The sequence below is a fragment of the Pantoea sp. GbtcB22 genome (genome assembly GCF_019091025.1).
Taxonomy (GTDB): Bacteria; Pseudomonadota; Gammaproteobacteria; order Enterobacterales; family Enterobacteriaceae; genus Pantoea; species Pantoea leporis.
In genome coordinates this window covers 1612505-1636301 of record NZ_JAGXKB010000001.1, presented here as the reverse complement: position 1 = coordinate 1636301, position 23797 = coordinate 1612505, and the positions used below count along the sequence as shown (strand labels likewise).

20 protein-coding genes are annotated in these 23797 nt (G+C 55.0%); 11 read left to right on the top strand and 9 right to left on the bottom strand.

Annotated elements, in window-relative coordinates:
• Nucleotides 1-83 precede the first annotated feature (83 nt).
• Nucleotides 84-1544, bottom strand: a complete 1461-nt coding sequence (gene pepD, locus KVT28_RS07705) for a beta-Ala-His dipeptidase (RefSeq protein WP_167391190.1) — start codon at nucleotides 1542-1544, stop codon at nucleotides 84-86.
• Nucleotides 1545-1799: 255 nt separating this feature from the next.
• On the opposite strand from pepD, the gene gpt reads away from it, so the two are divergent.
• The 3 genes from gpt to crl all read left to right on the top strand — a co-directional run bounded on the left by gpt (nucleotide 1800) and on the right by crl (nucleotide 4131).
• A complete protein-coding gene (gene gpt / locus KVT28_RS07700) occupies nucleotides 1800-2258 on the top strand; it encodes a xanthine phosphoribosyltransferase (protein WP_217547459.1) in 459 nt (152 codons plus the stop codon).
• Nucleotides 2259-2379: 121 nt separating this feature from the next.
• On the top strand, nucleotides 2380-3627 hold the full coding sequence (gene frsA / locus KVT28_RS07695) for an esterase FrsA (protein WP_192236751.1): 1248 nt from the start codon (nucleotides 2380-2382) through the stop codon (nucleotides 3625-3627).
• A 102-nt stretch (nucleotides 3628-3729) separates the two neighbouring features.
• Nucleotides 3730-4131 carry a sigma factor-binding protein Crl gene (gene crl / locus KVT28_RS07690; RefSeq protein ID WP_008108946.1) on the top strand — a complete coding sequence of 134 codons (402 nt, stop codon included), beginning with the start codon at nucleotides 3730-3732 and terminating at the stop codon, nucleotides 4129-4131.
• 81 nt (nucleotides 4132-4212) lie between these two features.
• On the opposite strand, the gene ompC is transcribed toward crl, so the two are convergent.
• Nucleotides 4213-5304, bottom strand: coding sequence for a porin OmpC (gene ompC / locus KVT28_RS07685; protein ID WP_101762516.1), 1092 nt, complete (start codon nucleotides 5302-5304; stop codon nucleotides 4213-4215).
• A 245-nt stretch (nucleotides 5305-5549) separates the two neighbouring features.
• Here ompC and proB point away from each other — a divergent pair, with 245 nt between their 5' ends.
• The 7 genes from proB (at nucleotide 5550) to KVT28_RS07650 (ending at nucleotide 10981) form a co-directional block, all read left to right on the top strand.
• Nucleotides 5550-6653, top strand: a complete 1104-nt coding sequence (gene proB / locus KVT28_RS07680) for a glutamate 5-kinase (RefSeq protein ID WP_101762515.1) — start codon at nucleotides 5550-5552, stop codon at nucleotides 6651-6653.
• A 10-nt stretch (nucleotides 6654-6663) separates the two neighbouring features.
• A complete protein-coding gene (gene proA, locus KVT28_RS07675) occupies nucleotides 6664-7917 on the top strand; it encodes a glutamate-5-semialdehyde dehydrogenase (RefSeq protein ID WP_101762514.1) in 1254 nt (417 codons plus the stop codon).
• Between the two features lie 353 nt (nucleotides 7918-8270).
• Nucleotides 8271-9002: a S24 family peptidase gene (locus KVT28_RS07670; RefSeq protein WP_101762513.1), complete on the top strand. Its 732-nt coding sequence runs from the start codon at nucleotides 8271-8273 to the stop codon at nucleotides 9000-9002.
• Between the two features lie 415 nt (nucleotides 9003-9417).
• A complete protein-coding gene (locus tag KVT28_RS07665) occupies nucleotides 9418-9693 on the top strand; it encodes a hypothetical protein (protein ID WP_217547457.1) in 276 nt (91 codons plus the stop codon).
• A gap of 183 nt (nucleotides 9694-9876) precedes the next feature.
• Nucleotides 9877-10344, top strand: coding sequence for a glycoside hydrolase family protein (locus KVT28_RS07660; protein ID WP_101762511.1), 468 nt, complete (start codon nucleotides 9877-9879; stop codon nucleotides 10342-10344).
• 2 nt (nucleotides 10345-10346) lie between these two features.
• Entirely contained in the window at nucleotides 10347-10691 is a 345-nt protein-coding gene (locus tag KVT28_RS07655) for a hypothetical protein (protein ID WP_192236784.1), read from the top strand.
• Nucleotides 10688-10981 carry a hypothetical protein gene (locus KVT28_RS07650; protein WP_110867798.1) on the top strand — a complete coding sequence of 98 codons (294 nt, stop codon included), beginning with the start codon at nucleotides 10688-10690 and terminating at the stop codon, nucleotides 10979-10981. Before KVT28_RS07655 ends, KVT28_RS07650 begins: the two co-directional genes overlap by 4 nt.
• A gap of 19 nt (nucleotides 10982-11000) precedes the next feature.
• Here KVT28_RS07650 and KVT28_RS07645 read toward each other — a convergent pair whose 3' ends face one another.
• Complete coding sequence (locus KVT28_RS07645; protein WP_158527638.1) at nucleotides 11001-11144, bottom strand: hypothetical protein; 144 nt, start codon at nucleotides 11142-11144, stop codon at nucleotides 11001-11003.
• A 39-nt stretch (nucleotides 11145-11183) separates the two neighbouring features.
• Between KVT28_RS07645 and KVT28_RS07640 the strand changes: the two genes are divergently transcribed.
• On the top strand, nucleotides 11184-12929 hold the full coding sequence (locus KVT28_RS07640) for a glycosyl hydrolase family 28-related protein (RefSeq protein WP_192236783.1): 1746 nt from the start codon (nucleotides 11184-11186) through the stop codon (nucleotides 12927-12929).
• Nucleotides 12930-13054: 125 nt separating this feature from the next.
• On the opposite strand, the gene KVT28_RS07635 is transcribed toward KVT28_RS07640, so the two are convergent.
• The 6 genes from KVT28_RS07635 to KVT28_RS07610 form a co-directional block, all read right to left on the bottom strand.
• A complete protein-coding gene (locus KVT28_RS07635) occupies nucleotides 13055-16453 on the bottom strand; it encodes an autotransporter outer membrane beta-barrel domain-containing protein (RefSeq protein WP_217547454.1) in 3399 nt (1132 codons plus the stop codon).
• A gap of 288 nt (nucleotides 16454-16741) precedes the next feature.
• On the bottom strand, nucleotides 16742-17812 hold the full coding sequence (locus tag KVT28_RS07630) for an ABC transporter ATP-binding protein (protein WP_217547452.1): 1071 nt from the start codon (nucleotides 17810-17812) through the stop codon (nucleotides 16742-16744).
• Nucleotides 17805-19574, bottom strand: coding sequence for an iron ABC transporter permease (locus KVT28_RS07625; protein ID WP_110867794.1), 1770 nt, complete (start codon nucleotides 19572-19574; stop codon nucleotides 17805-17807). The genes KVT28_RS07630 and KVT28_RS07625 overlap by 8 nt, the downstream gene beginning before the upstream one ends.
• 73 nt (nucleotides 19575-19647) lie before the next feature.
• Nucleotides 19648-20736, bottom strand: a complete 1089-nt coding sequence (locus tag KVT28_RS07620; RefSeq protein ID WP_217547450.1) for an ABC transporter substrate-binding protein — start codon at nucleotides 20734-20736, stop codon at nucleotides 19648-19650.
• A 170-nt stretch (nucleotides 20737-20906) separates the two neighbouring features.
• Nucleotides 20907-21599, bottom strand: a complete 693-nt coding sequence (locus KVT28_RS07615) for a response regulator (protein ID WP_110867792.1) — start codon at nucleotides 21597-21599, stop codon at nucleotides 20907-20909.
• Nucleotides 21592-23232 (bottom strand): sensor histidine kinase, encoded by a 1641-nt coding sequence (locus KVT28_RS07610; RefSeq protein WP_137385231.1) that lies wholly within the window; start codon nucleotides 23230-23232, stop codon nucleotides 21592-21594. Before KVT28_RS07610 ends, KVT28_RS07615 begins: the two co-directional genes overlap by 8 nt.
• Between the last annotated feature and the right edge of the window lie 565 nt (nucleotides 23233-23797).

The window sequence follows — 23797 nt, the reverse complement described above, 5'->3', positions numbered from 1 at the left end:
TTGTAGCGGCGCAATTTATTGCGCAATCCTTCGCAGGCATAAAAAAACCCGACCGAAGTCGGGTTCATCGCGAAAGCGCAATCTTACGCTTTTTCAGGCACCACGCTGAGCAGCGCGGTCAGCAGTTTCCAGTACAGACCCACGCTTTCGATGTGAACCTGCTCATCCGGCGAATGCGGGCCGGTGATGGTTGGGCCAATCGATACCATATCCATGTTTGGATACGGCTTCTTGAACAGACCACACTCCAGACCGGCGTGAATCACCTGAATGTTCGGCGTTTTACCAAACAGCGCTTCATAAGTTTTGCGCGTTAGCGCCATCACCGGTGAATCGGCATCAGGCTGCCAGCCCGGATAGCCGCCTTTAGGTGCGCTTTTCGCCCCGGCCAGATCGGCCAGCGAGGTCAGCACTTCAACCACCCAATCTTTACCGGTATCGATCAGTGAACGAATCAGGCAGATGATTTCGGCATTGTCCTGATCCATCGTAACCACGCCGACGTTCAGCGAGGTTTCCACCACGCCTTTCGCCACGTCAGAGTTACGAATCACGCCGTTTGGCGTAGCGTTTAGCAAATTAAGGAAACGATCGCGGCTGTCAGCGTTCAGCGCCTGGCCTTGATGCGCCAGCGACTCGGTGACCACGGCGATGTTCTTCTCTTTAATGCCCAACTCGTTCAGCAGCGTCGCCTGGAAATGTGCCGCAGCAGATTTCAGTGCATCAACCTTATGGCTGTCGATCGCCAACGTAGCAAAAGCTTCACGCGGGATAGCGTTACGCAGTGTACCGCCGGTGAATTCGATCAGACGAACATCGAGTTCACGCGCGTGCAGCGCCAGGAAGCGTGCCAGCAGTTTGTTGGCGTTGCCGAGACCATGATGAATGTCGGCACCGGAGTGACCGCCTTTCAGGCCTTTCAGCGTGAGCTTCAGGGTTTCATAGCCCGCAGGAATCGCTTCACGCGTCAGCGGCAGGGTGGTGATGAAGTCGATACCACCGGCGCAACCCATGTAGATCTCACCTTCCTCTTCCGAGTCGGTGTTGATCAGAATGTCGGCCTGCAGCCAGTTCGGCTGTAAACCAAAGGCGCCGTCCATACCGGACTCTTCGGTCATGGTCAGCAGCACTTCCAGCGGACCGTGGATCAGGCTGTTGTCAGCCAGCACCGCCAGCGCAGACGCCATACCAATGCCGTTATCCGCGCCCAGCGTGGTGCCGCGCGCTTTCACCCATTCGCCATCAACATACGGCTGAATGGGATCTTTGGTGAAGTCGTGCACCGTGTCATTGTTCTTCTGCGGCACCATATCGAGGTGCGCCTGCAGCGCCACCGGCGTGCGTTTTTCCATACCGGCGGTAGCGGGTTTACGAATCAGGATGTTGCCAACCTGATCGCGCTCAACCCACAAACCTTGCTCTTTTGCCCAGCCGACAACGTGTTCGGCCAGTGCTTCTTCGTGGTAAGAAGGGTGCGGAATGGAACAGATTTTGGCAAAAATATCCCACAGCGGTTGGGGTGAAAGTTGCGACAATTCAGACACCATGCATCTCCTGTGTCAGCGTGGCGGACATACCGCACGCACGCGGGTTTCCAGTAAAAATCGTCGTCAGAAGATCTGACGTGATGGGCCTGAGAATATCACTGTTTCTCGCCGGGTGCGTAATCAGCCGCGCTAAAAACCTGCAACCAGTAAGACAGATGCTGGTTTTTAAGGCGTCAGATCCTTATAATCTCGCGCAACCTTTTCCCCCTTGCATATTTTTTAAGCCAAGTTTCTTGGCCGGGATTCCTTTATATGAGCGAAAAATACGTCGTAACCTGGGACATGTTGCAAATCCATGCCCGTAAACTGGCCCAGCGCCTGCTTCCTGTGGAACAGTGGAAAGGTATCATCGCGGTGAGCCGTGGTGGTCTGGTTCCGGCATCGCTGCTGGCGCGTGAACTCGGTATTCGCTACGTCGATACCGTGTGCATCTCCAGCTACGATCACGATCATCAGCGCGAAATGAAAGTGCTGAAGCGTGCCGAAGGCGACGGTGGAGGCTTCATCGTGATTGATGACCTGGTGGATACCGGCGGCACCGCGCAGGCGATCCGCGACATGTATCCTAAAGCGCGTTTCTGCACCATCTTCGCTAAGCCAGCTGGCCGTGCGCTGGTGGACGACTACATTGTCGATATCCCGCAGAACACCTGGATCGAGCAGCCCTGGGACATGGGCGTGGTCTACATCCCGCCAATCGTCAAAAGCTAATTGATGCATCGCAAACAACGCCCGGTTATGCCGGGCGTTGTGCTTTCTGCGCCTCGCGCGCGTATGGCGGGTGCAGTACACTCTTAGCCATCGCCACGTTGTTGGCAGGAGAATAGCTGAGATGTCTGATAAAAACCTGAGCGAAGAACTGTTCAAACCGCGTTTTAAACACCCGGAAACCTCCTCATTAGTGCATCGCCAGCATCATGCCGCCGTGCAGGTGCATAACGCCCTCGAAGGGGATACGCAGCGCGGCTGGTATCGCATGCTGAACAAGCTGCTGTGGACGTGGCGCGGTCTGTCGCCGCAGGAGATCAGCGAAGTGCTGGCGCGTATCGCGGTGAGCGAGTTCGAACGCACCAATGAAGCCTTGCTCGATACCGTGATTGGCTATCGCGGCGGCAACTGGAATTATGAGTGGTCGAAGCAGGCGGCGATCTGGCAGCAGCGCGCGTTAGAGAGCGAAAACCATGACGATGCCGGTCAGCATTGGCTGCACGCCGCCAATCTGTTCAGCCTCGCGGCTTACCCTTACATCAAAGGCGACGAGCTGGCCGATCAGGCGCAGGTGCTGGCCAATCGCGCCTACGAAGAGGCCACGCAGCGTCTGCCGGGCGAACTAAAATCCCTGACTTTTCCGATGAGCGGTGGCAGTCCGGTGACGGGGTTCCTGCATATGCCCGCGCAAGCCGAAGCGCCGTATCCCACCGTGCTGCTGTGCGGCGGCCTTGATTCGCTGCAGAGCGATCACTATCGCCTGTTCCACGACTATCTCGCGCCGCGTGGCATCGCCATGCTGACGCTGGATATGCCATCGGTAGGATTTAGCAGCAAATGGCTGCTGAATCAGGACACCAGCCAGGTGCATCAGCAGGTGCTGCGTGAACTGAGCAATGTGCCGTGGATCGATCATACACGCGTGGCGCTGCTGGGCTACCGCTTCGGTGCCAACGTGGCGACACGTCTGGCCTATCTGGAAGTGCCGCGAGTACGCGCGGTAGCGACGCTGGGAGCCATGGTGCACAGCGTGTTTGTGGATGCGCAACAGCAGCAACAGCTGCCGGATATGTACATGGATATGCTGGCGAGCCGTCTCGGTATGTCCTCAACCTCCGACAGCAATCTGCGTACTGAACTCAACCGCTACTCGTTGAAGGTGCAAGGCTTACTCGGCCGCCGCACGCCAACGCCGATGCTGGCGGCTTATTGGCCGGATGATATTTTCGGTCCGGAAACAGACGCGCAGTTGATCGCCAACTCCTCGTCGCAGGGCAAGACGCTGGCGATTCCCGCCAAGCCGGTTTTTGCCAGTTTTGACAAAGCGCTCAATCAAATTTGTGACTGGCTGGAAAAACAGTTGAAAGGCTAACTGGCGAAATCTCTGAACTCTGCTACTACTTATATCCGGGATTTTCCATTTTTATGTTAATGGAAAGCTGGAAGTGCAATTTAAAGGGTTAAGGGAAAAGAGATGACATTACCGAGTGGTCACCCCCGTAGTCGCCTGCTTAAGCGCTTCACCGAATTGGGGCCGTATATCCGTGAAGGCAAATGTGAAGAGACACGCTTCTTCTTCGATTGCCTGGCAGCGTGTGTCAACGTCAAGCCTGCACCTGAGCTGCGTGAGTTTTGGGGCTGGTGGATGACGCTGGAAGCCTATGAAGATCACTTCACATACGAATATCATTTTGGCCTGTTTGATAAAGCGGGTGATTGGGGCGCTGCGACCATCAAAGGCAAAGAGAACAATGCCAAAGTGGAAAGCACGCTGCGTAATTTCCATGAGCGTCTGAAAGCGATGCTGCTGGAACAGAAACTCGATCTGCGCCCGGCGGAAGGCTTTAAAGAAGAGCCAGTGAAACTGAGCGCCTGATAGACTTTTAAGGGTTTAAAAAGGAAAGAGCCGGTGATGAGCCGGCTCTTTTTTTATAGACACAACGAGGGTACAGCTCAATCAGAATTGGTAAGTTAAGCCAACGGCCACAACGTCATCGTTGTTCAGGTTCAGCTTGTTGTTGTCATCCAACTGGTTGATTTTGTAATCCACAAAGGTCGACATGTTTTTGTTGAAGTAGTAAGTCATGCCCACGTCGATGTATTTAACCAGATCCTCGTCACCGATCCCTTCGATGTCTTTGCCTTTGGTCTGGATATAGCCGAGGGACGGACGCAGGCCGAAGTCGAACTGATACTGCGCTACCACTTCGAAGTTCTGTGCTTTGTTAGCAAAACCGCGGGTGCCGATTGGCGTCATGTTGCGGGTTTCGGTGTAGATAGAAGCCAGGTAGATGCTGTTCGCATCGTACTTGATACCGGCGCCCCATGATTCCGCTTTATCACCGCTACCCAGCGCCTGCAGCTGCTGCTGGTTAGTACGGTCAGAAGAGGTGATGGCCGACATCAGGCTGATACCGGTGTCAGCAATGGTGTAACCCAGTGACGCACCGTAACCGTCGCCGTTCTGACGAGAAGTATCGGTGATGCTGCCACGGGCGTTAGCGCTGGTGGCGTCGTTTTTGCCCTGATATTGCAGCGCGAAGCGCAGGCCATCAACCAGGCCAAAGAAGTTGCTGTTGCGGTAAGTGGCTACGCCAGTTGCACGCGCAGTCATGAAGTTATCGGTACGCGCGGTACCGTCACCGCCGAACTCTGGGAATACGTCAGTCCAGGCCTCGACGTCATACAAAACGCCATAGTTACGACCGTAGTCGAATGAACCGTATTGGCCGAATTTCAGACCAGCAAAGCCCAGACGGGTTTTGTTGCCTGCGTTGGCATCAGAACCTTCAGAATTATTCGCGTTGTACTGATATTCCCACTGACCGTAACCGGTCATAAGGTCATTAATCTGCGTCTGGCCTTTGAAACCGATACGCACGTAAGATTTGTCGCCGTCGCTTGACGCGTTATCGCTGAAGTAGTGTTCAGCTTTAACACGGCCGTAGAAGTCCAGTTTATTACCGTCTTTGTTATACACTTCTGCGGCGTTTGCGGTGGAAGCCAGCGCCAGCGCTGATACAACTAATGCCAGTGTGCTCTTCTTCATTTTGCTATCAATCCCAATGAGTAAAATTTGTTGTACCCGTGAAAGGTTTTGTAAAACACCGACTTTTTACCGGTTGGTGATGAACGTTTTATGACAGTTTTTCGGCTTTCTTGTTAATCGCGAACTTTTGGTCTACCGCATTGTCAGGGGATTTTTGTGCTTTTCCCCTTGCTGTTGTTGGCTTCCTTGCTCACTCCTGATAAAACGTCCCTTCGCAGATTTTTTTCTTACATGGCAGGAAAAACATGAGTGGCAGTCAAACCCTTGTGGTCAAGTTGGGTACTAGCGTCCTCACCGGCGGTTCACGTCGGTTGAATCGGGCGCACATGGTGGAGTTGGTTCGTCAGTGTGCGCAGTTGCACGCCGCGGGCCATCGCATTGTTATCGTTACCTCTGGCGCCATTGCCGCCGGACGCGAACACCTTGGTTACCCTGAACTGCCGCCTACCATCGCCTCAAAGCAGCTGTTGGCTGCGGTGGGGCAGAGCCGTTTGATCCAGCTGTGGGAACAACTGTTTTCGATTTATGGCATTCACATCGGGCAGATGCTGCTGACGCGCGCTGATATGGAAGACCGTGAACGTTTCCTTTATGCGCGAGACATGCTGCGCGCGCTGCTCGACAACCACATCGTGCCGGTGATCAACGAGAACGATGCGGTGGCCACCGCTGAAATTAAAGTGGGCGACAACGACAATCTGTCGGCGCTGGCGGCGATGCTGGGCGGCGCGGATAAACTGCTGCTGCTGACCGATCAGCAAGGGTTGTTCACCGCCGATCCGCGTACCAATCCGGAAGCGGAGTTGATCAGCGACGTGCACCAGATCGATGATGCGTTACGCACCCTCGCGGGCGGCAGCGTGTCGGGCCTGGGAACCGGCGGCATGGCGACCAAGCTGCAGGCGGCGGACGTCGCTTGTCGCGCGGGGATCGATGTGATCATCGCCGCCGGCAGTCGTCCGGATGTGATCAGCGATGTGCTGTATGGCAAACCGGTCGGTACGCGTTTCCACGCGCAGCAGTCGCCACTGGAAAACCGTAAGCGCTGGATCTTCGGCGCACCGCCGGCGGGCGAAATCACCATCGATGATGGTGCGCTGGCCGCGATGCTGGAGCGCGGCAGTTCGCTGCTGCCAAAAGGCATCCGTGACGTGCAGGGCAACTTCTCGCGCGGTGAAGTGATCCGCATTCGCAACCTGCAAGGGCGCGATATCGCCCACGGCGTCACGCGCTATAACAGCGATGCCATGCGCATGATTGCCGGTCATCACAGCCAGGAAATCGGCGAGATCCTCGGTTACGAATATGGCCCGGTAGCGGTGCACCGCGACGATATGATCGTCAGTTAAGGAGCAGATAATGTTAGAAGAGATGGGTAAAGCGGCGCGCGCTGCGTCGTACAAACTGGCAGAACTCTCCACCGAACAAAAAAATCAGGTGCTGCTCACCATCGCCGATCGTCTGGAAGCGGAAAGCGCGGACATCCTGGCGGCGAACGAGCAGGATTTGGCGGATGCACGCCAAAATGGCATGAGCGAAGCGCTGCTCGATCGCCTGACACTCAACCCGCAGCGTCTGAAAGGCATTGCCGATGATGTGCGTCAGGTGTGTCGCCTGGCCGATCCGGTGGGGCAATTGATGGATGGCGGCCAGCTTGATAGCGGCCTGCGCATTGAACGTCGTCGCGTGCCGCTGGGTGTGGTTGGCGTGATTTATGAAGCGCGTCCTAATGTCACTGTTGATGTGGCATCGCTGTGCCTGAAAACCGGCAACGCGGCGATTCTGCGCGGCGGCAAAGAGACTTATCGCACCAACGCCGCCACCGTGCGCGTGATCCAAAATGCGCTGACCCAGCACGGTTTACCAGCAGGCGCGGTGCAGGCGATTGAAAACCCGGATCGTGAACTAGTGAATCAGCTGCTGAAGCTCGATCGCTACGTCGATATGCTGATCCCGCGCGGCGGAGCAGGTTTGCACAAGCTGTGCCGTGAAAACTCCACCATTCCGGTGATCACCGGCGGCATCGGCGTGTGCCATCTCTATCTCGATGAAACCATGGAGACCGAGGCCGCGCTGGAGGTGATCGTCAATGCCAAGAAGCAGCGGCCAAGCGCCTGCAACTCGCTGGAAACGCTGCTGATCCATCGCGATCAGGCGGACACATTCATTCCGGCATTCCTGCAACGTATGGCGCAAGAGAAGATTGCGCTGCACGCCGACGAAAATGTGCTGGCGCTGCTGCAAAACGGTGCTGCCGAGGTGGTGGCGGTGCAAGCGGAAAATTATGATGACGAATGGTTGTCCAACGATCTGAACGTCAAGCTGGTGTCGGATATTGATGAAGCCATCGCGCATATCCGTGAGCACGGCACGCAGCACTCTGATGGCATTCTGACGCGCAGCATTGGCAATGCCAATCGCTTCGTCAACCAGGTTGACTCATCGGCGGTATACGTTAATGCCAGCACACGCTTCACTGACGGCGGCCAGTTTGGCCTCGGTGCCGAAGTGGCGGTCAGTACGCAGAAGCTGCATGCGCGTGGTCCAATGGGACTTGAAGCGCTGACCACCTACAAATGGATAGGGTGGGGCGACGATACGCTACGTCGCTAATGTTCGCTCCTGCATGACAATGGGCACCGAAAACGGTGCCCATTTTTTTCGTTTTCGATCCAGTTATTCCAAGAGCTTTTTGATTTATTTCTGTCATCTATGGCGGGCTCGCGGCTTTTCACCCATTTTTTCCTTTAGATGCTGGTCTTATTGCTACAGAACAATCCTGAAAACCCCTGTCAGAACAAGCGATATGGCACTGAACACTGGTTTCGCCCTAACCGAAGGGGATAATGATTGTCCAGCTTCATTGATAAAAGCGGTTGGGTAGTAAACTGCCGGTAATATAAAATGAACTGGTAGCAAAAATGAAAATAACATTCAGTCTTTTACTGAAGGCAGATTATTAACTGATGGTTAAAAAAGAAAGTACGAGACAAGCATTCACTGCCAGGCTGATTGCCGCATGCGAAAGCGCGGGAATTGTCGGACATGGACGGAATAAACAGGTTGCGCTGGCTCTGCAAGAGAGGGGATGCAAGATCTCAACGCCGGGGGTGTGGAAATGGTTTAACGGGCAATCGATCCCCGATGATAATAATTTACTGGCGCTCAGCCAGTTACTCGACGTGCGCGTGGAGTGGCTGCAATTTGGCATGGAAAAACCGGCCGCCTTGCTGACGCAGCGCAGTCTGGTGAACCCAAAACATCTGTTTCGCGTGGAGAGTCTGGATATTGGCCAGCACGGTGTGCGCAGCGGCTCTTCGCGCGATGAACTGGTGGAAACCATTCAAGCCATTGAATATGGGCTGGAAGAGGCGCGGGTGCTGTTTAACGGCCGCCCGGCAGAAAATATTCGCCTTATCGCGCTGAACAGCGATTCGATGGCCGGCACTTTTGCGCCGCGCGATCAGCTGTTTGTCGATATCAGCGTGCATCGCTTCGATGGCGATGGTATTTACCTGTTCACGCTTGACGATCAGCTCTATCTCAAACGCCTGCAACTTCAGCACAAAAAGGTCGCGGTAATCTCCGACAACAAGCGCTATGAAACCTGGTACCTCACGCTGGAAGAAGCCAGGACGCTGCAAGTGGTGGCGCGGGTGATCATGAGCCAGGCGCGGGATTATCAAATCCTGGGCTGATCACAAAACGTCAGATTGCGGCAAAAAAATATTTTGGCTGAAATCATTAATTTAACTGACGGTAAATAAAAAATTAACCATTGGTGTTTGCCAATGCATTAGAACCTGTTAATAATTTGAGCATGGATGGACAACATACCTGCTCACGGATGAGCCCGCTCTTAAACAATTGAGGCGCTGCACAAGCGCGATACATACCATCCAAAGTTAGTGAACTTTGGGATGGGGTGGATACGCACTTTGCAGCGTTGTCAGTTGCCCTCTGATTTTCACTCTCCTCTACTTCACCCTGGCCGCGAAAGCAGCCGGGTAAGTTGACGTCGGGTATTTTCCAGAGGAATAACGAACGCGTCGGCCTCAGCCGAATTGCCGTGCCTGTCACCCCATCGCCAAAGACTCATTAACAGGAGGAGTTATGGCGATTATCCAGTACGGAAAGTCAGTATTTTCAGGCAATGCACGCACGCGCCGCCATCGGCGACGCCAGTCCCTCAGCCTTAAGCGCAGCATCGATAGCGCACTCGGCATCGAATACGAAAACGTCACCTTGCGCACCGCTGAACGCATCTGCCAGCGCCAGAAGCTGTCGCGCGTTGACAGCGCCGTGCTAGCGCCCGTTCGTGTTCAGCAGGCACAACCCAGCTTTGATAACTGCTGTCTGCCCCACGTCTATTTGTATGCCGTGCGTTAACCCTGCATCACTTTCCCCAGTTTTAAACGGAACGTTCCATTGTTGCTCACTGTTTAACCATTCTTGAGCGTTTCGCTTATATGAAAACGCACTCAATGTCGTAAACGATCAGCAGGATTTATGTTTTTTGCCGTTTTGCGCAGCCATTTTCAGGCTGTTGCGCCCCGTCAAAGAGGAATTTCTATGAGCCAGATTATTGCCATCCTGAATTTCGAAGAGGGTTATCGCGAAGCGCCTTACCTCGACTCGCTGGGTTTCCCCACGGTCGCTGGCGGCATTCGCATCGGCCCCAAAGGGGCATCGCTTAGCAACTACATCTTCCAGGTGCCGCGTCCCGTCGGCGATGTGTGGAAGCAGTGCATTGTCGAGGGCAAGGTGCAGCAGATGCATCAGCGTGCGCTGGTGCAGCAGGCGCTGGCCAAATGCAATGAGGCGCGCAGCGATGTGCTGATCAGCATGGGATATCAGCTGGGGGTGGATGGGCTGGCGATGTTTCGCGGCATGCTCACCGCCATCACGCAGGGCGATTTCAACAGCGCGGCCAACGCCATGCTCGACAGCCTGTGGGCAAGACAAACGTCGGGTCGCGCACGGCGCCATGCCGAAGTGATGCGCAGCGGCACCTACGACATCTATCGGGGGCTGCTATGAATCTGAAACTGCTGATTTTTGTCACCGCGGTGCTGGCAGTGATTGTGGTGGTGTTGGTGATGCAGCGCTTCACCACGCTGGAGTTCGTGAAACATGCGCGGCTGTTATTCAAAACCTGGTCGGTATGGCTGGCGTCGCTCGGTTCGATGCTCAGCGCGTGGGTGCAATCATTTCCCACTGCTGCGCTTGATGCCTGGAACAGCATGCCGCCCGACGTGAAAGCGATTCTGCCGCACAACTATCTGGGGCTGATTGGCGCCTTTATGGTGGCGATGGGCGTGATTGCCCAATTCATCCGCCAGAAAGGCCTCAACCAGCAGAAAAATGCGATGGAGGAAAAAGTATGACATTGCTCATGACATTGTTCGGCGGCAGCTGGCACTGGGTTGCCGCGCTGGCGGGCGTCATCGCCGCGCTGGTTGCCAGCTACTTCGGTGGCAAGAAAATCGGCAAGGTGCAGCAAGCATCCCAGGCCGCCGTCGAGCGCGCCGATAAAGCCGCGGCGCAAGCGGTAGCGGTTAACCAACAGCAGCAACTGCTGCGCGAGGAGGCCAAACGTGTGGAAGCCAGCAACCTTAATCTTGATGACGCTGCTGCTCGTGACAAGTTGCAGCAATCGAAGTATCACCAGCCCTGAATCTCCCGTCGTCATCGACTCAGCCTGCACCCTGTTTTCCCCGATTTACACCCACGGCAATGACGCCGAGCGCATGGACGTTCGCACCGTGCGCGCCATCAACAACCACAACGATCTTTGGGATCAGCACTGCGGCCAACCGGCTCAGTAACGTTGCTCTCATGCATTTGCATTACCTACCCGAAAAGCCGAGGAGGCTATGATGATCGAAGTTAACTCTTATGCAGAACTGCGCACCACTGTACCGGCCAAAAACGGCGATTTGGCATTCTTACGTCGTTACAACGCGGACTCCACCTTCCACGGTGGCGGTGATTTTACCGGTTTTATCGGCACCACCACGGCGGTAGAAGATGGCGGTACGCTGGTGATCGGTAACGGTTTTTACTGGAAACGCGTGATTAACGATCCCACCGAAATCAACGTTTATCACTTCGGTGCCAAAGGCGACGGTTACGCCAACGATACCGAGGCGTTTAACCGTATGCTGGCGTGGACGCAAAGCTACTCAGGCAACATCACCGCATTACCGGTGCGTTTTCCAGGCGGTCGATTCCTGATTAGCCCCATCGACATCAGCGGTACCGAGCGCGCCTTCTTCGGTTTGCAGGGGGATGATGTCGAGCTGGGTTCGCTGCCGCGCACCACCATCATTTCCGACAAAAGCGCCAACACGGTGTTCAAGGTGAAGGCGCGTCGTACCTCAATCCGCGGTATTGCGTGGAACGGCCAGGCATCCGCCGATATCACCACCAACAAAAGCACCATCACTGCCGACATGTGCAGCAACGTGCAGCCGTTCTTCGAAAACACCTGTATCGAAGGCACCACCGTCAATATCTACTGTTTCCGCGCGCAGAATAACGGCGGTACGGTGATTAAAGTGCTGGATACCCTCGACAGTAAATTCGACCAGATTTACACCCTGTATACCTACGGACGCGTGTTTGATGTCGGCTGGTCAAACTCGCCAAAAGGCGCGTGGGATCACTCCACGGCGATTGAGCTGTGTAACTGTAACTTCCAGACCGGTTATGGCGACGCCACGCTCTACATGCCGCGCGTGACGCAGGGAATTATTCGCAACGTGTGGATTGAGCACACACGTAATCCGGGCGATCTCTCTGACGGCGGCTGGACGGTGGATACGCTGAACATTGAGGATTGCGGTACGCCGTTGAATCTCAATAATGCGCGCGTGGTGATCCGTCAGCTCAATCTGCAATCCGGCGCAAAACTCAGCCTGGATGCGGTGGCTGGACGTTGGTTATCCACCTTTGAGTATGGCTACCGTCGCGACGAGAACTACGGCACCTTTATGACCGGATCGCTGCGCGCGGGCTACTTCAGCGGCTACAAAATTACTAATAACACCGATACCGATAACTGGTATCGCGTCGGGCAGCTGTTCTTCCCGAACGCTAACCAGCAGTGGGTAATGGAGTTTATTGGTAAAGCGGATGCCACTCAGCCAACGGGCACTGCCGGTTCACCGGTCAACGTGGCGGCGACCGGCAAAACCTGGGTCAATCTGCAGCGTCTGGAAACGGTGTGGGCCGATGCCTATCACATGGGACAACCTGCGGTGCTGGATATCCGCTACAGCCGCGTCGGCACCACCTATGCGGCGGTGTGGGTAAAACTGCGCGCCAACAGCGGTGACACCATGATGAACCTGAAATGCACCGGCCCTACGCGTTTCGATACCGGTTCCTGCTCGCTGTTTCAGCAGGACTTCTCAGTCGTGACCGATACCACCAAACTGGGCGGTTTCAAACCGGCGGCGCGTTTCGGGCTGCACAACGGTTTGGCCGGTATTGGCGCGAACGAGAAAGGCGTGCTGACCGTCGCGACGGCGGCCGGTACGCCGACCAACAAAACCGCGCCTACGGGCTTTGTGCTGGTCAACATTAACGGTGTCGATCGTAAACTTCCTTATTACGATTGAGGTCCAGCACCTGTTTGGCGAGGCTTCGGCCTCGCCTTTTTTTGTTTGTGGGGAAAGAGCTCTGGCCATAAAAAAAGCACCGCTGTTTCCAGCGATGCTCTGATTAAAAGAGGCCGATTGCGCTATCAAAAACTGACTTTGACGCCCAGCGTGGCGCTGGAATCGCTGAAGCCTTTACCGCCAACCTGTTGCGCGATGCCGCCCCAGATGCCGACGTGCTGGCTCGGATTCACTTCAAGACCCAGTTTCACTTCGCCGATGTTGCGCGCACCCGCCTGCTCAATCTTCACGCCATCCAGTTTGCTGCCGAAGCGCTGCGTGTTATGCAGCCAGTTCACTTCAGCGTAAGGCTGCGCGGTGGCGGTGTGCATGGTTGCCCGTACGCCGGCGCGGGTTTGCACGTTATTTTTGCCGGTGGCGCTGACGCGGGTGCCGTTCTGCTCGGTATAATCGCCGGTTTTTACGCCCATCCACACCGCCTGCGCTTTCGGCTGCAGGCGATACTGCTGCTGCTCGCCGAAGGCGAAGCTGTAGCCGCCTTCCAGTGACGCTGTCATCCCCTTCGACTTGTAGCTTTCCTGACCGAGACCTTCACCTTTTACGCTGTTATTGAAGGTGTTGTAGGCCAGCCAGCTGTCGACAAAGGCGCCGCTGCGCGTCTGGCTGTCCTGCTGCCAGCCGGCATAGATACCGCCGCTGTAGCCGTTAACCTGGCCTTTGGCGCTGTAGCCGGTGGTTTTCGACAGCGTATTGCTTTTGGCGTTGCCGTAACCCGCCATCACGCCGAGGCTGAAACGGTCGCTGCCATTCAAACTCCATTGTGCGATGTCGCCACCCAGCTGCGTCATGTAGCTGTTGGTGATGCTTTTCAGCTGCGCGGTGCTGTCACTGAAGCGCCCGTGCGCGCCTTCGTTGCGCAGCCACAGCGTGGTTTTTTCCACTTTGCCGGTCAGCGCATCACGGTATTCTGTCACGCCCGGACGATCGGCTGCGCTCAGGGTAAACAGGTTGCTGGCCGCCGCAAGGTTAGCAATATAGCTGCCGACTTCCGGACGAGCACGCGGGGTACGTTTCGGTTGCGGCACCTCCGGTGCAATGACGGTACCCGTATCGCCGCCCTCGTCTTTGATGGGATCGACAGGCGTTGGATCAACGGGAATCGGATCGCTAACCAGGCGCCACTTACCGTTTTTATCCTGCACCAACGCATAATCCCACGCGCCTGCGACAATGCGGCCATCCTGCAGGAACTCACCGTTTTGCGTGCCCTCAACGCGAATCAACTCAACGCCCTCCAGTGTGGCAGCACCTTTACCGCCCGCATTGTGCACCTGAACTTTGGTGGTGCCGCTGGCGTTGCCGGCGATATGCAATTTATCGCTAGCCGCATCGTCACCCGCCAGCGCAAGGTTCATCACCAGCTTGGCGTTGTCAGCGTGGTAGTCGCCCTTAACGGTTAAGGTGTGGAAATCGCCTGCACCGTGATCGAAGATGATGGTGCTGTCTTTGGCCGTCAGGTTGTCCACGGTGGAAGTGCCGGTCATGTTCCACTGGCTGCTACCCGCTAAGCTGAGATCCTGCAAATCATGCGCGGCGCCCTGCCAGCGCGAACCGGAATCCAGGCTGACGCTGCTGGCCTGCGTTTTGCTGCGATCAATATTGGCATCGCCCTGAAGCTGAGAATAATTGCTGGCGTTAAACGCAATGCCGCGCACGTCTCCTCCTGCATCACCGCCATTCGGTGCAAACCCGCTTTCGAGCAGCGTTGTACCGGACAACAGGCTGTTGTCAAGATTCACCGTCGTTAAGGCTTGGTTATAAGCGACGATTGCAGGCCCATTATCTACCGTCAAGATTGTGTTATTGAGGTTGACTTCACCTTTAGTATATTCAGTCACAATTCCAGCGGCGTTATTTCCTTTGATATGTAAAAATGAATTATTAATGTTAGCCGTAGGGTCCGCGGAGCTTAAATAAGAGTTAGAGATGTTTATAGCAGTAACTAGTTTTTCTGGGTTATTAGTGTTATCCATTTCTGCAAAAACATTGTCAGCCGTTAATACGGAGCCACTTTCAACATAAAATGCAGTACCACCGCTGTTACTGTTTATTTTTGATTTTTTTAAATTTGTTTTTCCACTATAATCTAAGTGTATTCCGTATCCACCACCCAGGATGTCAATATCTACATTTTCTGCTTCAACTTGCCCTGAATCATCGGCATAAAGACCAGCAGAAGCTCTATCAGCGGCAATCAATTTACTGTTACGAACGGTTGCAAATCCTTTATTACGGGCAGTTATTGAGCCGCCATTATAAGCCCCGGAAGAAATTGTACTGTTATTGACATTTATCCGGGAGCCCTCATTTGTCGCCCAGGCTCCATTTCCTCTTGCATCAATCTGTATATTTTCAGCATTCAGGACGCCACCGTTTTTCGCAAACATGCCGGTGCTGTTTTTTCCTGTTGTAGTGATGCTCCCACCAAAAATATTCAGTTCCGAACCGGTATTGACCCACGCACCATAGGCACTGTCGCCCGTCGTAATATAGTGGCTATCGATGCTGGTCGTCTTTCCGCCGTTTTCAGCCAGTAATCCGTACGCCCCTTTATCCGTAACGGTGACATGACTGTTAGCCACATTTGCCACGGCTGAGCTGTAGCTATTGATGCCCTGACTGGTAGACACGACGGTCACGCCATCAACATTTACTACGCCACCGCTTTTGGCGAAAATACCGACGCTTTCTTTTCCGGTATTGGTAATGCTGCCACCGATAATGGTGAGTTCAGATCCCTTGTTTGCCCATGCGCCGTAAACGCTGCTGCCTGACGTGATGTAATGACTGTTGGTGCTGGTAACGTTACCGCCATTTTCAGCCAGCAGCGCGTAGGCTCCATTACCGTTCACGTTTACATTGCTGTCGGCAATGACAAGCTCGGTACCTGCACCCAAACCGTAAACGCCATAGGCGTTGGCCTGTACGCTCAGGTTCTTGGCCAAAATGTTGGATCTATCGGCGTAAACGCCCACGCCGGAAGTATTCAGGGTAATATCGCTAGCCATTAACTTGCCGCCATTGCCAGCCGCTAAACCATATCCTTGTGGACCTGTAGTGGTAATTGTACCACCCGTGACATCAATACTTGATCCGGCACCATTAACATAAACTCCATACGCTTTTTTACCGCTGGTCGTGAAGTTCACATTATTGCTGTGCGCGGTGGCGCCTTTTTCAATAAATAAGGCGTGCGCATTGTCTTCATTGGTGGCTACGTCCTTATCCTGAATATCAATAATATTGCCTGCGCCAGAAGCATATTCACCGTAAGCGGGGGCGGCCAGCGCTGGCTGGATAATCCCGACGCTGGAAATCGCCATGAAGGCCGTCGCCACGCAGCCTGCGGTGAGGCGACGTGCTGTGCTGGAGCGGGATGATTTCACTTTACCGCGTGCCAGCTCGGAGGTGACAACATAATTACCCTGGCTGTGGTTCCAGATAACCCGATAATTTTTATTCATTTTGACTCTCTGCATGTAAAAATACATCACGCCGCAATAACACGATGATTCGCACGCGGGATGGTTAAGGGGTGGGGATATAACTTGATGGCAGAGAGAATATGAAAGATGCGGCAAAAAACCGGCTAAGACATGTCTTGAATAAAATAAGTACAGAAAGAATTTAATTATTGAGCGGCGTATTTAATAGCAGGAGGTGATGTGTCGCTGTTTATTCTGTTTTAAAAAATTTATTTTTAATGAGGATTATCAGTGAAGAAAGGAGGCGGCTGGCCGCCTCCTTAAACATCAGGATTTCGGGAAAATCCACACATGGTTTTCCGGCAATGCCAGATGGCAGTGCTGCGGATCGCGCACCTCGCTGCCATAAGCGCGAATGACAAAATCATCGCCCTGGGTGCGGAACAAATATTCCCAGCGATCGCCCAGATACATGCTGGTGAGCAGCGGCAGTTCCAGCTGATTTTCGCCCGGCCCCTCGACCAGTTTCACCCGCTCGACGCGGATCACCGCCGTGGCTTCCTGGCCGTTTTGCACGCCTGCGCCCGCCAATCCCCACAACGCCCAGCCTTTGCCCTCGATGCGCGCTTTGCCGTCGCGCAGCTCGGTGATTTTGCCGTGCAGCCGATTGTTGCTGCCCATAAACTCGGCGGTGAACAGGGTTTTCGGTGAGCCGTACATCTCCTGCGGTGTGCCTTGCTGTTCGATTTTGCCGTTATTGAGCAGCAAAATACGGTCGGAAATCGCCATCGCCTCATTCTGGTCGTGTGTCACCATCAGCGCCGACAAGCCCAGTTTGATGATCAGCTCACGCAGGAACACGCGCGCCTCTTCGCGCAGCTTGGCATCCAGATTCGACAACGGCTCATCCAGCAGGATCACCGGCGGGTTGTAGACCAGCGCACGACCAATTGCCACGCGCTGCTGCTGACCGCCAGAAAGCTGGTGCGGATGGCGTTTACCAAGGTGGCCTAACCCCAACTGCACCAACACATCCTGCACGCGTTGGGTGATCTCCGCCGCCGCTACTTTGCGCAGCTTTAACGGATACGCCACGTTCTCGAACACGGTTTTGTGCGGCCACAAGGCGTAGGACTGGAACACCAACCCCAGATTACGTTCTTCCGCTGGGATCTCACTGCGCGGCGTGCCGGCGTAAACCGTGTTGTTGCCAATCACAATCGTGCCTTGCGTTGGCTTCTCCAGCCCGGCGACCGCACGCAGCAGCGTGGTTTTGCCGCTGCCGGACGGACCAAGAAGAGAAACCACTTCGCCGCGCTGCAAGTTCATCGACACGCCTTTCAGTACCGGATTGTCGCCGTAAGTTAAGTGCAGGTTCTCGACCGATAATTCAATCATGTAATTTGACTCCAAATCGCAAGGCAATACCCAAACCGACCACGACCAGCAGGATGTTAATAAACGAGAGTGCGGCGACGATATCTATCGCGCCCGCCGCCCACAGGGAAACCAGCATGGAGCCGATGGTTTCCGTGCCGGGCGAAAGCAGGTACACGCCGGTGGAATATTCGCGCTCGAAAATCAGGAACATCAGCAGCCATGAGCCAATCAGGCCGTAACGGGATAACGGAATGGTGACGTGACGCGTGATCTGTCCGCGCGTGGCGCCGGTGCTGCGCGCCGCCTCTTCCAGTTCCGGCCCGACCTGCAGCAGCGTGGACGAGATCAGACGCAGGCCATACGCCATCCACACCACGGTATACGCCAGCCAGACGCTGAAGATGGTGCTGCGCAGTGACCGCAGCCAGACGATCAGGTTATCGCGCAGCCACTGCGACCAGACGAAATCAGACAGCCAGCCCGATTTGAGCGAGTTATCCAGCCACATCGGCAGGAACAGGAACACCCAGAGAAACGCCAGGCCGGCCAGCAAGCCCGGCACCGCACGCGGTACCAGCACGCTGTAGTCGAGAAAGCGCGTGGTGTTATCGGGTTTGCGGTGCATGGCGATGCCGATAAACAGGTAACACACCACCGCCAGCGCGCCGCCAATTACCCCAATCGCCATCGAGTTGACGATGGCGCGCAGCAGGTTAGGCTGCGCCCAGATAGTCTGGAAAGTTTTGATCGACAGCTCATCCCAGAGCGAGACGCCAACGCCCCAGTTTGAGATAAACGCACGCAGCACCACGCCCAGCAGCGGCACGCCAATGGTCACCGTCAGCCAGAAGGCGACAACCGCGCCCGCCACCCAACGCCATTTGCCCAGCGGCAGCGCACGCGCCTGTGAGGCTTTGCCTTTCACGGTGACAAAGCGATTGGCGGTGCGCATCAGGCGGCGTTGCAGCATCACCAGCGGAATGGTGATACAGATCAGCACCACCGCCACGGCGGCCATCAGATGATAAGAAGGCGTGCCGAGTTTATTAGTCAGTTGGTAGAGATAGGTGGCCAACACCATGTTGCCTTCGGGATCGCCCAGCACCAGCATCAGGCCGAACACCTCCAGCCCGAGGAAGAACAGCAGCACGGTGGCATACAGCATCGAAGGACGCACCATCGGCAAGCTCACCGCCGTCATCACCTGCAGCGGTGTCGCACCCGCAATACGCGCCGCTTCTTCCACATCCGATCCCACGCTGCGTAGCGCAGAAGAGATATACAGATAGGCGTGCGGGACGTGCGTTAGCCCGGCGATCACTACGATGCTCGACATGTCGTAGATATTCCACGGCACAAAACCGAACAGCGATTGTGCCCACAGCGAGAAGAATCCCACCGGGCCCGCCGCCACCACGTAACCAAAGCCGAGTACCATCGGCGAGACAAAAATTGGCACGAGGATCAGCGGCTCAATGATGCGTCGGCCGGGCAGATCGGTGCGCACCATCAGAAACGCCAGAATACCGCCCAGCGGAATGGCGATGATCACCAGCCCGAAGGCGAGAATAAATCCGCTGCGCAGCGCTTTATAGAAGTCGGGATCGGTGAAAATAAATTCAAACGACTCGAGGCTCCACGCTTTCGACGGCGAAAAGAACGGGGCGGACAAGAAACTTTGTATCACGATAAACGACAGCGGAACGTAGATAACCAGCGCGGTTATCAGCACCACAACGCCGCGCGGCAGGCTTTGCCACTTTCTCTGCAATGCACGCATATTGAGACCCTGAATGGCGAATCAGATAACAGAAAGAGAAGCGCGACGCAGCGGCCGCGCTTCGGTACTGCCGTTATTTACCGGCGGCTGTGCGCCACTGTTTGATGTAATCCAGGCGTTTTTTCGGTTGCAGATATTCCAGCAGGCTTTCATCAACCGGGATCGGTTTCAGCGCGTTACCTAACATTTTGGTCAGGCCATCAATGTCATTTTTGCCTTCAATATCGTTGCGCAGGGAAGGGATATCGGCTTGATTGGCCAGAATGCTTTGTCCTTTTTCAGACAGCACGTAATCGAGCCACAGCTTAGCCGCATCGCTGTGTTGCGCTTGCTGGCTGATGAACGAGACGCGTGACAGCACCAGCGTGTAATCCTTCGGATAAGCGATGCCCAGCGACGGATCGGTTTTGGCGCGCGCTTCGGCGTAAGAACCCAGAATGTTAAAACCAATCAGGTTTTCGCCGGACGAAACCCTTTCCATCATGGTGCCGGTGGAAGACTGCACGGCTAAACCGCCTTTCGCCACGTCAGCCAGGGTTTTGAAATAGTTGGGGTCGGCTTTGGCATCCTGTACTGAGAGCATGAAGCCGAGGCCCGATTTCTCAATATCGTAGGTGGTGACTTTGCTCTTGAATTTGTCGGTCTGGCTGGCGATCAGTTTGGCTAACGCAGCGTGCGAATCGGGCACGTCACCGGCCGGGATCATGCGCTTGTTGTAGATAAAGACCACCGGTTCGTAGGTGGTGCCGTACGCCTTGTTATTCCACACCGCCCACTTCGGCAGTTGCGCCAGTTCAGGGGATTTGTACTCCTGCGCGTAGTCGGTCGCCAGCTTCAGCCCGGTATCCATTGAGGAGCTCCACACCACATCGCCGCTGGTGCCACCCGAGGCTTGTTCACTGATAAAACGGTTGTACAGCTCGGTGCTGTTCATATCGTTATATTCAACTTTGATGCCGGGATAAGTGGCCTCAAAGCCTTTTACCAGCGGCCCGGCGGCTTTGATGTCGGTGGTGGAGTAGACCACCACTTTGCCCTCTTTGGTGGCGGCATCAATCACGCTTTGGTAGTCCGAAGGGTAACCTTGCGGCGGAGCCGCTACGGCTGACATGGAAACAAACACAGTGGCGGCAATCAGAGACAGAGGGAAAATGTTCGACATTATAATTAACCTTTTAGTTACATTTGAGGAACTAAAGGTCAACATAGCCGATCGCCTTTTCCACACAAGAGGTGACGGATTGTTATCTTCACGAAGTGTGATTGTTGGCGTCGTTTAGGCAATTAACACCATAAAAACCACAAGTGGCCGCGCGCGGAATTTGCGCGTGATCACAGGATTTTGCGGTACAGCCGTCGCGGGTGGCCGATATTGCCGTACTGCATCTCGACGCCAATAAATCCGATCTCTACGCAATATTCGAGGTAGCGGCGGCCGGTGGTTTTGCTGATGCCGATGTTTTCTACCACCTGTTCAACCGACCAGCTGCTGTGCGGTGCTGCGTTAAAAAAGCCTTTCACCCGTTCCAGCGTAATCGACTCAATGCCTTTGGTGGATGGCGCAGCAGGCGCGTCACTGGCTGGCAGGTTGAACAGCTTATCCAGCGCCTGTTGATCGACATTCTTCATCTGACGCAGGGTCTGCACCAGCAGCATGAAGCGCTCCAGCGACGCGCGCAGGCGATGGAAAAACACCGGTTTCAGCAGGTAGTCAAAGGCGCCGCTGCGCATCGCGTGGCTACAGGTTTGCATGTCGCTGGCGGCAGTGATGAAAATCACCGAGCACTCAAAACGCTTCAGCAGCGGATCGTCAATCAAGGTTACGCCCTGACCATCCGGCAAATAGTTGTCGAGCAGCAGCAGCCGTGGCTGATGCGCGGCAATCAGCGCGCGCGCCTGCGCCAGCGTGGCGGCAATGCCGACCACGCGCAGATGAAAGTTTTGCTCAATATATTCACGATGCAGATCGGCCAGATGCGGCTCATCTTCCACAATCACCACATCAAGCGGCTTAGCATTATTCATGGGAAAGTCCTGTTAATGCGGCGGGCTGGAACGGAATAAACACCGAGAAGATGGTGCCCTGCGGTGAGTTGTCGCTGATCTCAATGCTGCCGCCCGCCTGCTGTACATAACCTGCCGCCAGATAGAGGCCGATGCCATGCTCTGCACCGAACATATCGTCTTCGCTGGACGGCTTGCTGGTGACGCCTTGCTCAAACAGATGCGGTTTAATGCTGTCATCGATGCCGCAACCCTGATCGGCCACTTCGATTAACAGCTCCTGATTACGGCCAGAAATATACAATTCTATCGGGGCGGCGGGCGTTGTGGCATTGAGCGTGGCGTCGACGGCGTTATCCAGCAGATTACCAATCACCGACATCAACGCCGTTTCACTCAGTGCGGCAGGAATGCGGCTCAGCTGGCAGGCCGGATCAAATTTCAGCTCCACGCCTTTTTCCCGCGCGCTGACATATTTCCCCAGCAGCAGCCCACAGAGCGCGGGCGAGGTGAAGCGCGCCGAGACAAAATCCAGCACCTGCTGCGCGCCAGCTGATTGCGCGTGGATGTAGCGCATCGCGTCGTCGTAACGCTGCATCTGTAACAGGCCGACCAGCGTGGCGGTCCAGTTCAGCTGTTCATGACGCATGATGCGTAAATTATCCGCATAGCGTTTCACCTGGCTCAGCTGGCTGCTCAGCGTATTGATGTCGTTTTTATCACGGAAGCTGCATACCCAGCCGCCAGGCTCGCCGGGTTCCAGCTCGATTGCCACCCGGTTAACGATCACCTGACGCTGATTGAGCACGGTAACGTGATCGTGGGTTTTCACCTCATGCTGGCGCAAAAACGCCGCAGGAATCTGCAACACCGCATCCAGCGGTTTCCCCAGCAGTTCACTCTCACTCTGCTGAATATCCAGCAACTCGCGCGCGGCGCGGTTGATGAGAATCAGCTGCCGCTCCGCGTTGACCGCAAACACCCCTTCATACATCGCTTCCAGCAGCGCCTTTTGTTGCAGCACCAGCAGGGCGATATCCTTCGGCTCCAGCCAGAACATCTGTTTTTTCAGGTTGCGACTAAACATCCAGGAAAAAATAAACAGCAGCAACAGCAGCGCCACGCCATACAAACTGGCCTGCCACAGCAGGCTAACGTTGATATTGGCAATATAGGAAGTGAGATAACCCACCGAGACAATGCCAATCACCTGATGCTGGGCATTTAAGATTGGCGCCTTGCTGCGCAGCGACACGCCGATGCCGCCTTTGCGCACCGAAATAATGGTTTTGCCCTGCAGCACCTCGGCATTGTCGCCGCCAATCATCGGTAAATTGAGGCGCTCCGGTGATTCCGAGTGGTAGAGATGGTGTTCTTGCGTGTCGCCAATCACGATATAGCTGGCATCGCTTTGGTTGCGCAGCGGCTGAATCAGCGCGGCGATGCCAGCGATATCGCGGCGCGCTACTTTCTCCGCCAGGCCGGGCATCAGCGCAATTTCACTGGCCTGCACCCGCGCGCGCTGTCCCAAATCGTGATGCAGCTGGCGATCGATAAAATGAAACAGAATAGTGCCCAGCAAGGCGAGTAGCAGGCAGGAAAACAGCACCAGCGACAGGAAGAGTTTTACCTGGAAAGATAATCTGCGTTTCATACAACCTGCAGTAAAGAGAAACTGGAGAGAGGCATGGCTGGAGACTAGCACGCGAAAATGCGTGCCGTGACACGCTATCTTCAGAGTTGTGAGCTGGCTTCAATCCCGGCGCGGCTTGGGCGCTGGTTACTGTTGGCACCATGTCAGCGATATTCCCATCTTATTCCTGGTATTCGCCTGCTGTGGCGCTAATCAATCGGCAAAAAATCAATTCACCACGGCTAATCTATGCGCCGTTGTTTAATCCAGCCTTTCTCTGAGTAAATTCCGGTTTGGCCTGGCAACCATTGACCTTATAACCCGGAGTGGTGAGAATGCCGGGAAAAGTTTTGAATTAGATCGCAAATTTTGGGCATTAAGCCCGTTGCAGTGCGACCGCAAGCGCCGCACTGAATTAACGCCACTTGCACTCATCGGAACGCAAAAGACGCGCCGAAGTAATAAAAGTGCAGGGCACACAGCAAATATCGTTAATGTCGTGACGTTCGTTGAGAAGGCCCGTCTGTTGATGCACCTACTCAGCCCCGGTCGGCATTTCTTGTTTTTGGTGATGAGCGCGATAAAA

Coding starts and splice junctions, on each gene's coding strand:
- KVT28_RS07610 (WP_137385231.1), bottom strand. CDS start 23,232: ATGAAACGCAGATTATCTTTCCAGGTAAAACTCTTCCTGTCGCTGGTG.
- KVT28_RS07665 (WP_217547457.1), top strand. CDS start 9,418: ATGGCGATTATCCAGTACGGAAAGTCAGTATTTTCAGGCAATGCACGC.
- ompC (WP_101762516.1), bottom strand. CDS start 5,304: ATGAAGAAGAGCACACTGGCATTAGTTGTATCAGCGCTGGCGCTGGCT.
- gpt (WP_217547459.1), top strand. CDS start 1,800: ATGAGCGAAAAATACGTCGTAACCTGGGACATGTTGCAAATCCATGCC.
- frsA (WP_192236751.1), top strand. CDS start 2,380: ATGTCTGATAAAAACCTGAGCGAAGAACTGTTCAAACCGCGTTTTAAA.
- KVT28_RS07630 (WP_217547452.1), bottom strand. CDS start 17,812: ATGATTGAATTATCGGTCGAGAACCTGCACTTAACTTACGGCGACAAT.
- KVT28_RS07640 (WP_192236783.1), top strand. CDS start 11,184: ATGATCGAAGTTAACTCTTATGCAGAACTGCGCACCACTGTACCGGCC.
- KVT28_RS07620 (WP_217547450.1), bottom strand. CDS start 20,736: ATGTCGAACATTTTCCCTCTGTCTCTGATTGCCGCCACTGTGTTTGTT.
- crl (WP_008108946.1), top strand. CDS start 3,730: ATGACATTACCGAGTGGTCACCCCCGTAGTCGCCTGCTTAAGCGCTTC.
- KVT28_RS07660 (WP_101762511.1), top strand. CDS start 9,877: ATGAGCCAGATTATTGCCATCCTGAATTTCGAAGAGGGTTATCGCGAA.
- KVT28_RS07615 (WP_110867792.1), bottom strand. CDS start 21,599: ATGAATAATGCTAAGCCGCTTGATGTGGTGATTGTGGAAGATGAGCCG.
- KVT28_RS07645 (WP_158527638.1), bottom strand. CDS start 11,144: ATGAGAGCAACGTTACTGAGCCGGTTGGCCGCAGTGCTGATCCCAAAG.
- KVT28_RS07635 (WP_217547454.1), bottom strand. CDS start 16,453: ATGAATAAAAATTATCGGGTTATCTGGAACCACAGCCAGGGTAATTAT.
- KVT28_RS07625 (WP_110867794.1), bottom strand. CDS start 19,574: ATGCGTGCATTGCAGAGAAAGTGGCAAAGCCTGCCGCGCGGCGTTGTG.
- KVT28_RS07650 (WP_110867798.1), top strand. CDS start 10,688: ATGACATTGCTCATGACATTGTTCGGCGGCAGCTGGCACTGGGTTGCC.
- proA (WP_101762514.1), top strand. CDS start 6,664: ATGTTAGAAGAGATGGGTAAAGCGGCGCGCGCTGCGTCGTACAAACTG.
- proB (WP_101762515.1), top strand. CDS start 5,550: ATGAGTGGCAGTCAAACCCTTGTGGTCAAGTTGGGTACTAGCGTCCTC.
- KVT28_RS07670 (WP_101762513.1), top strand. CDS start 8,271: ATGGTTAAAAAAGAAAGTACGAGACAAGCATTCACTGCCAGGCTGATT.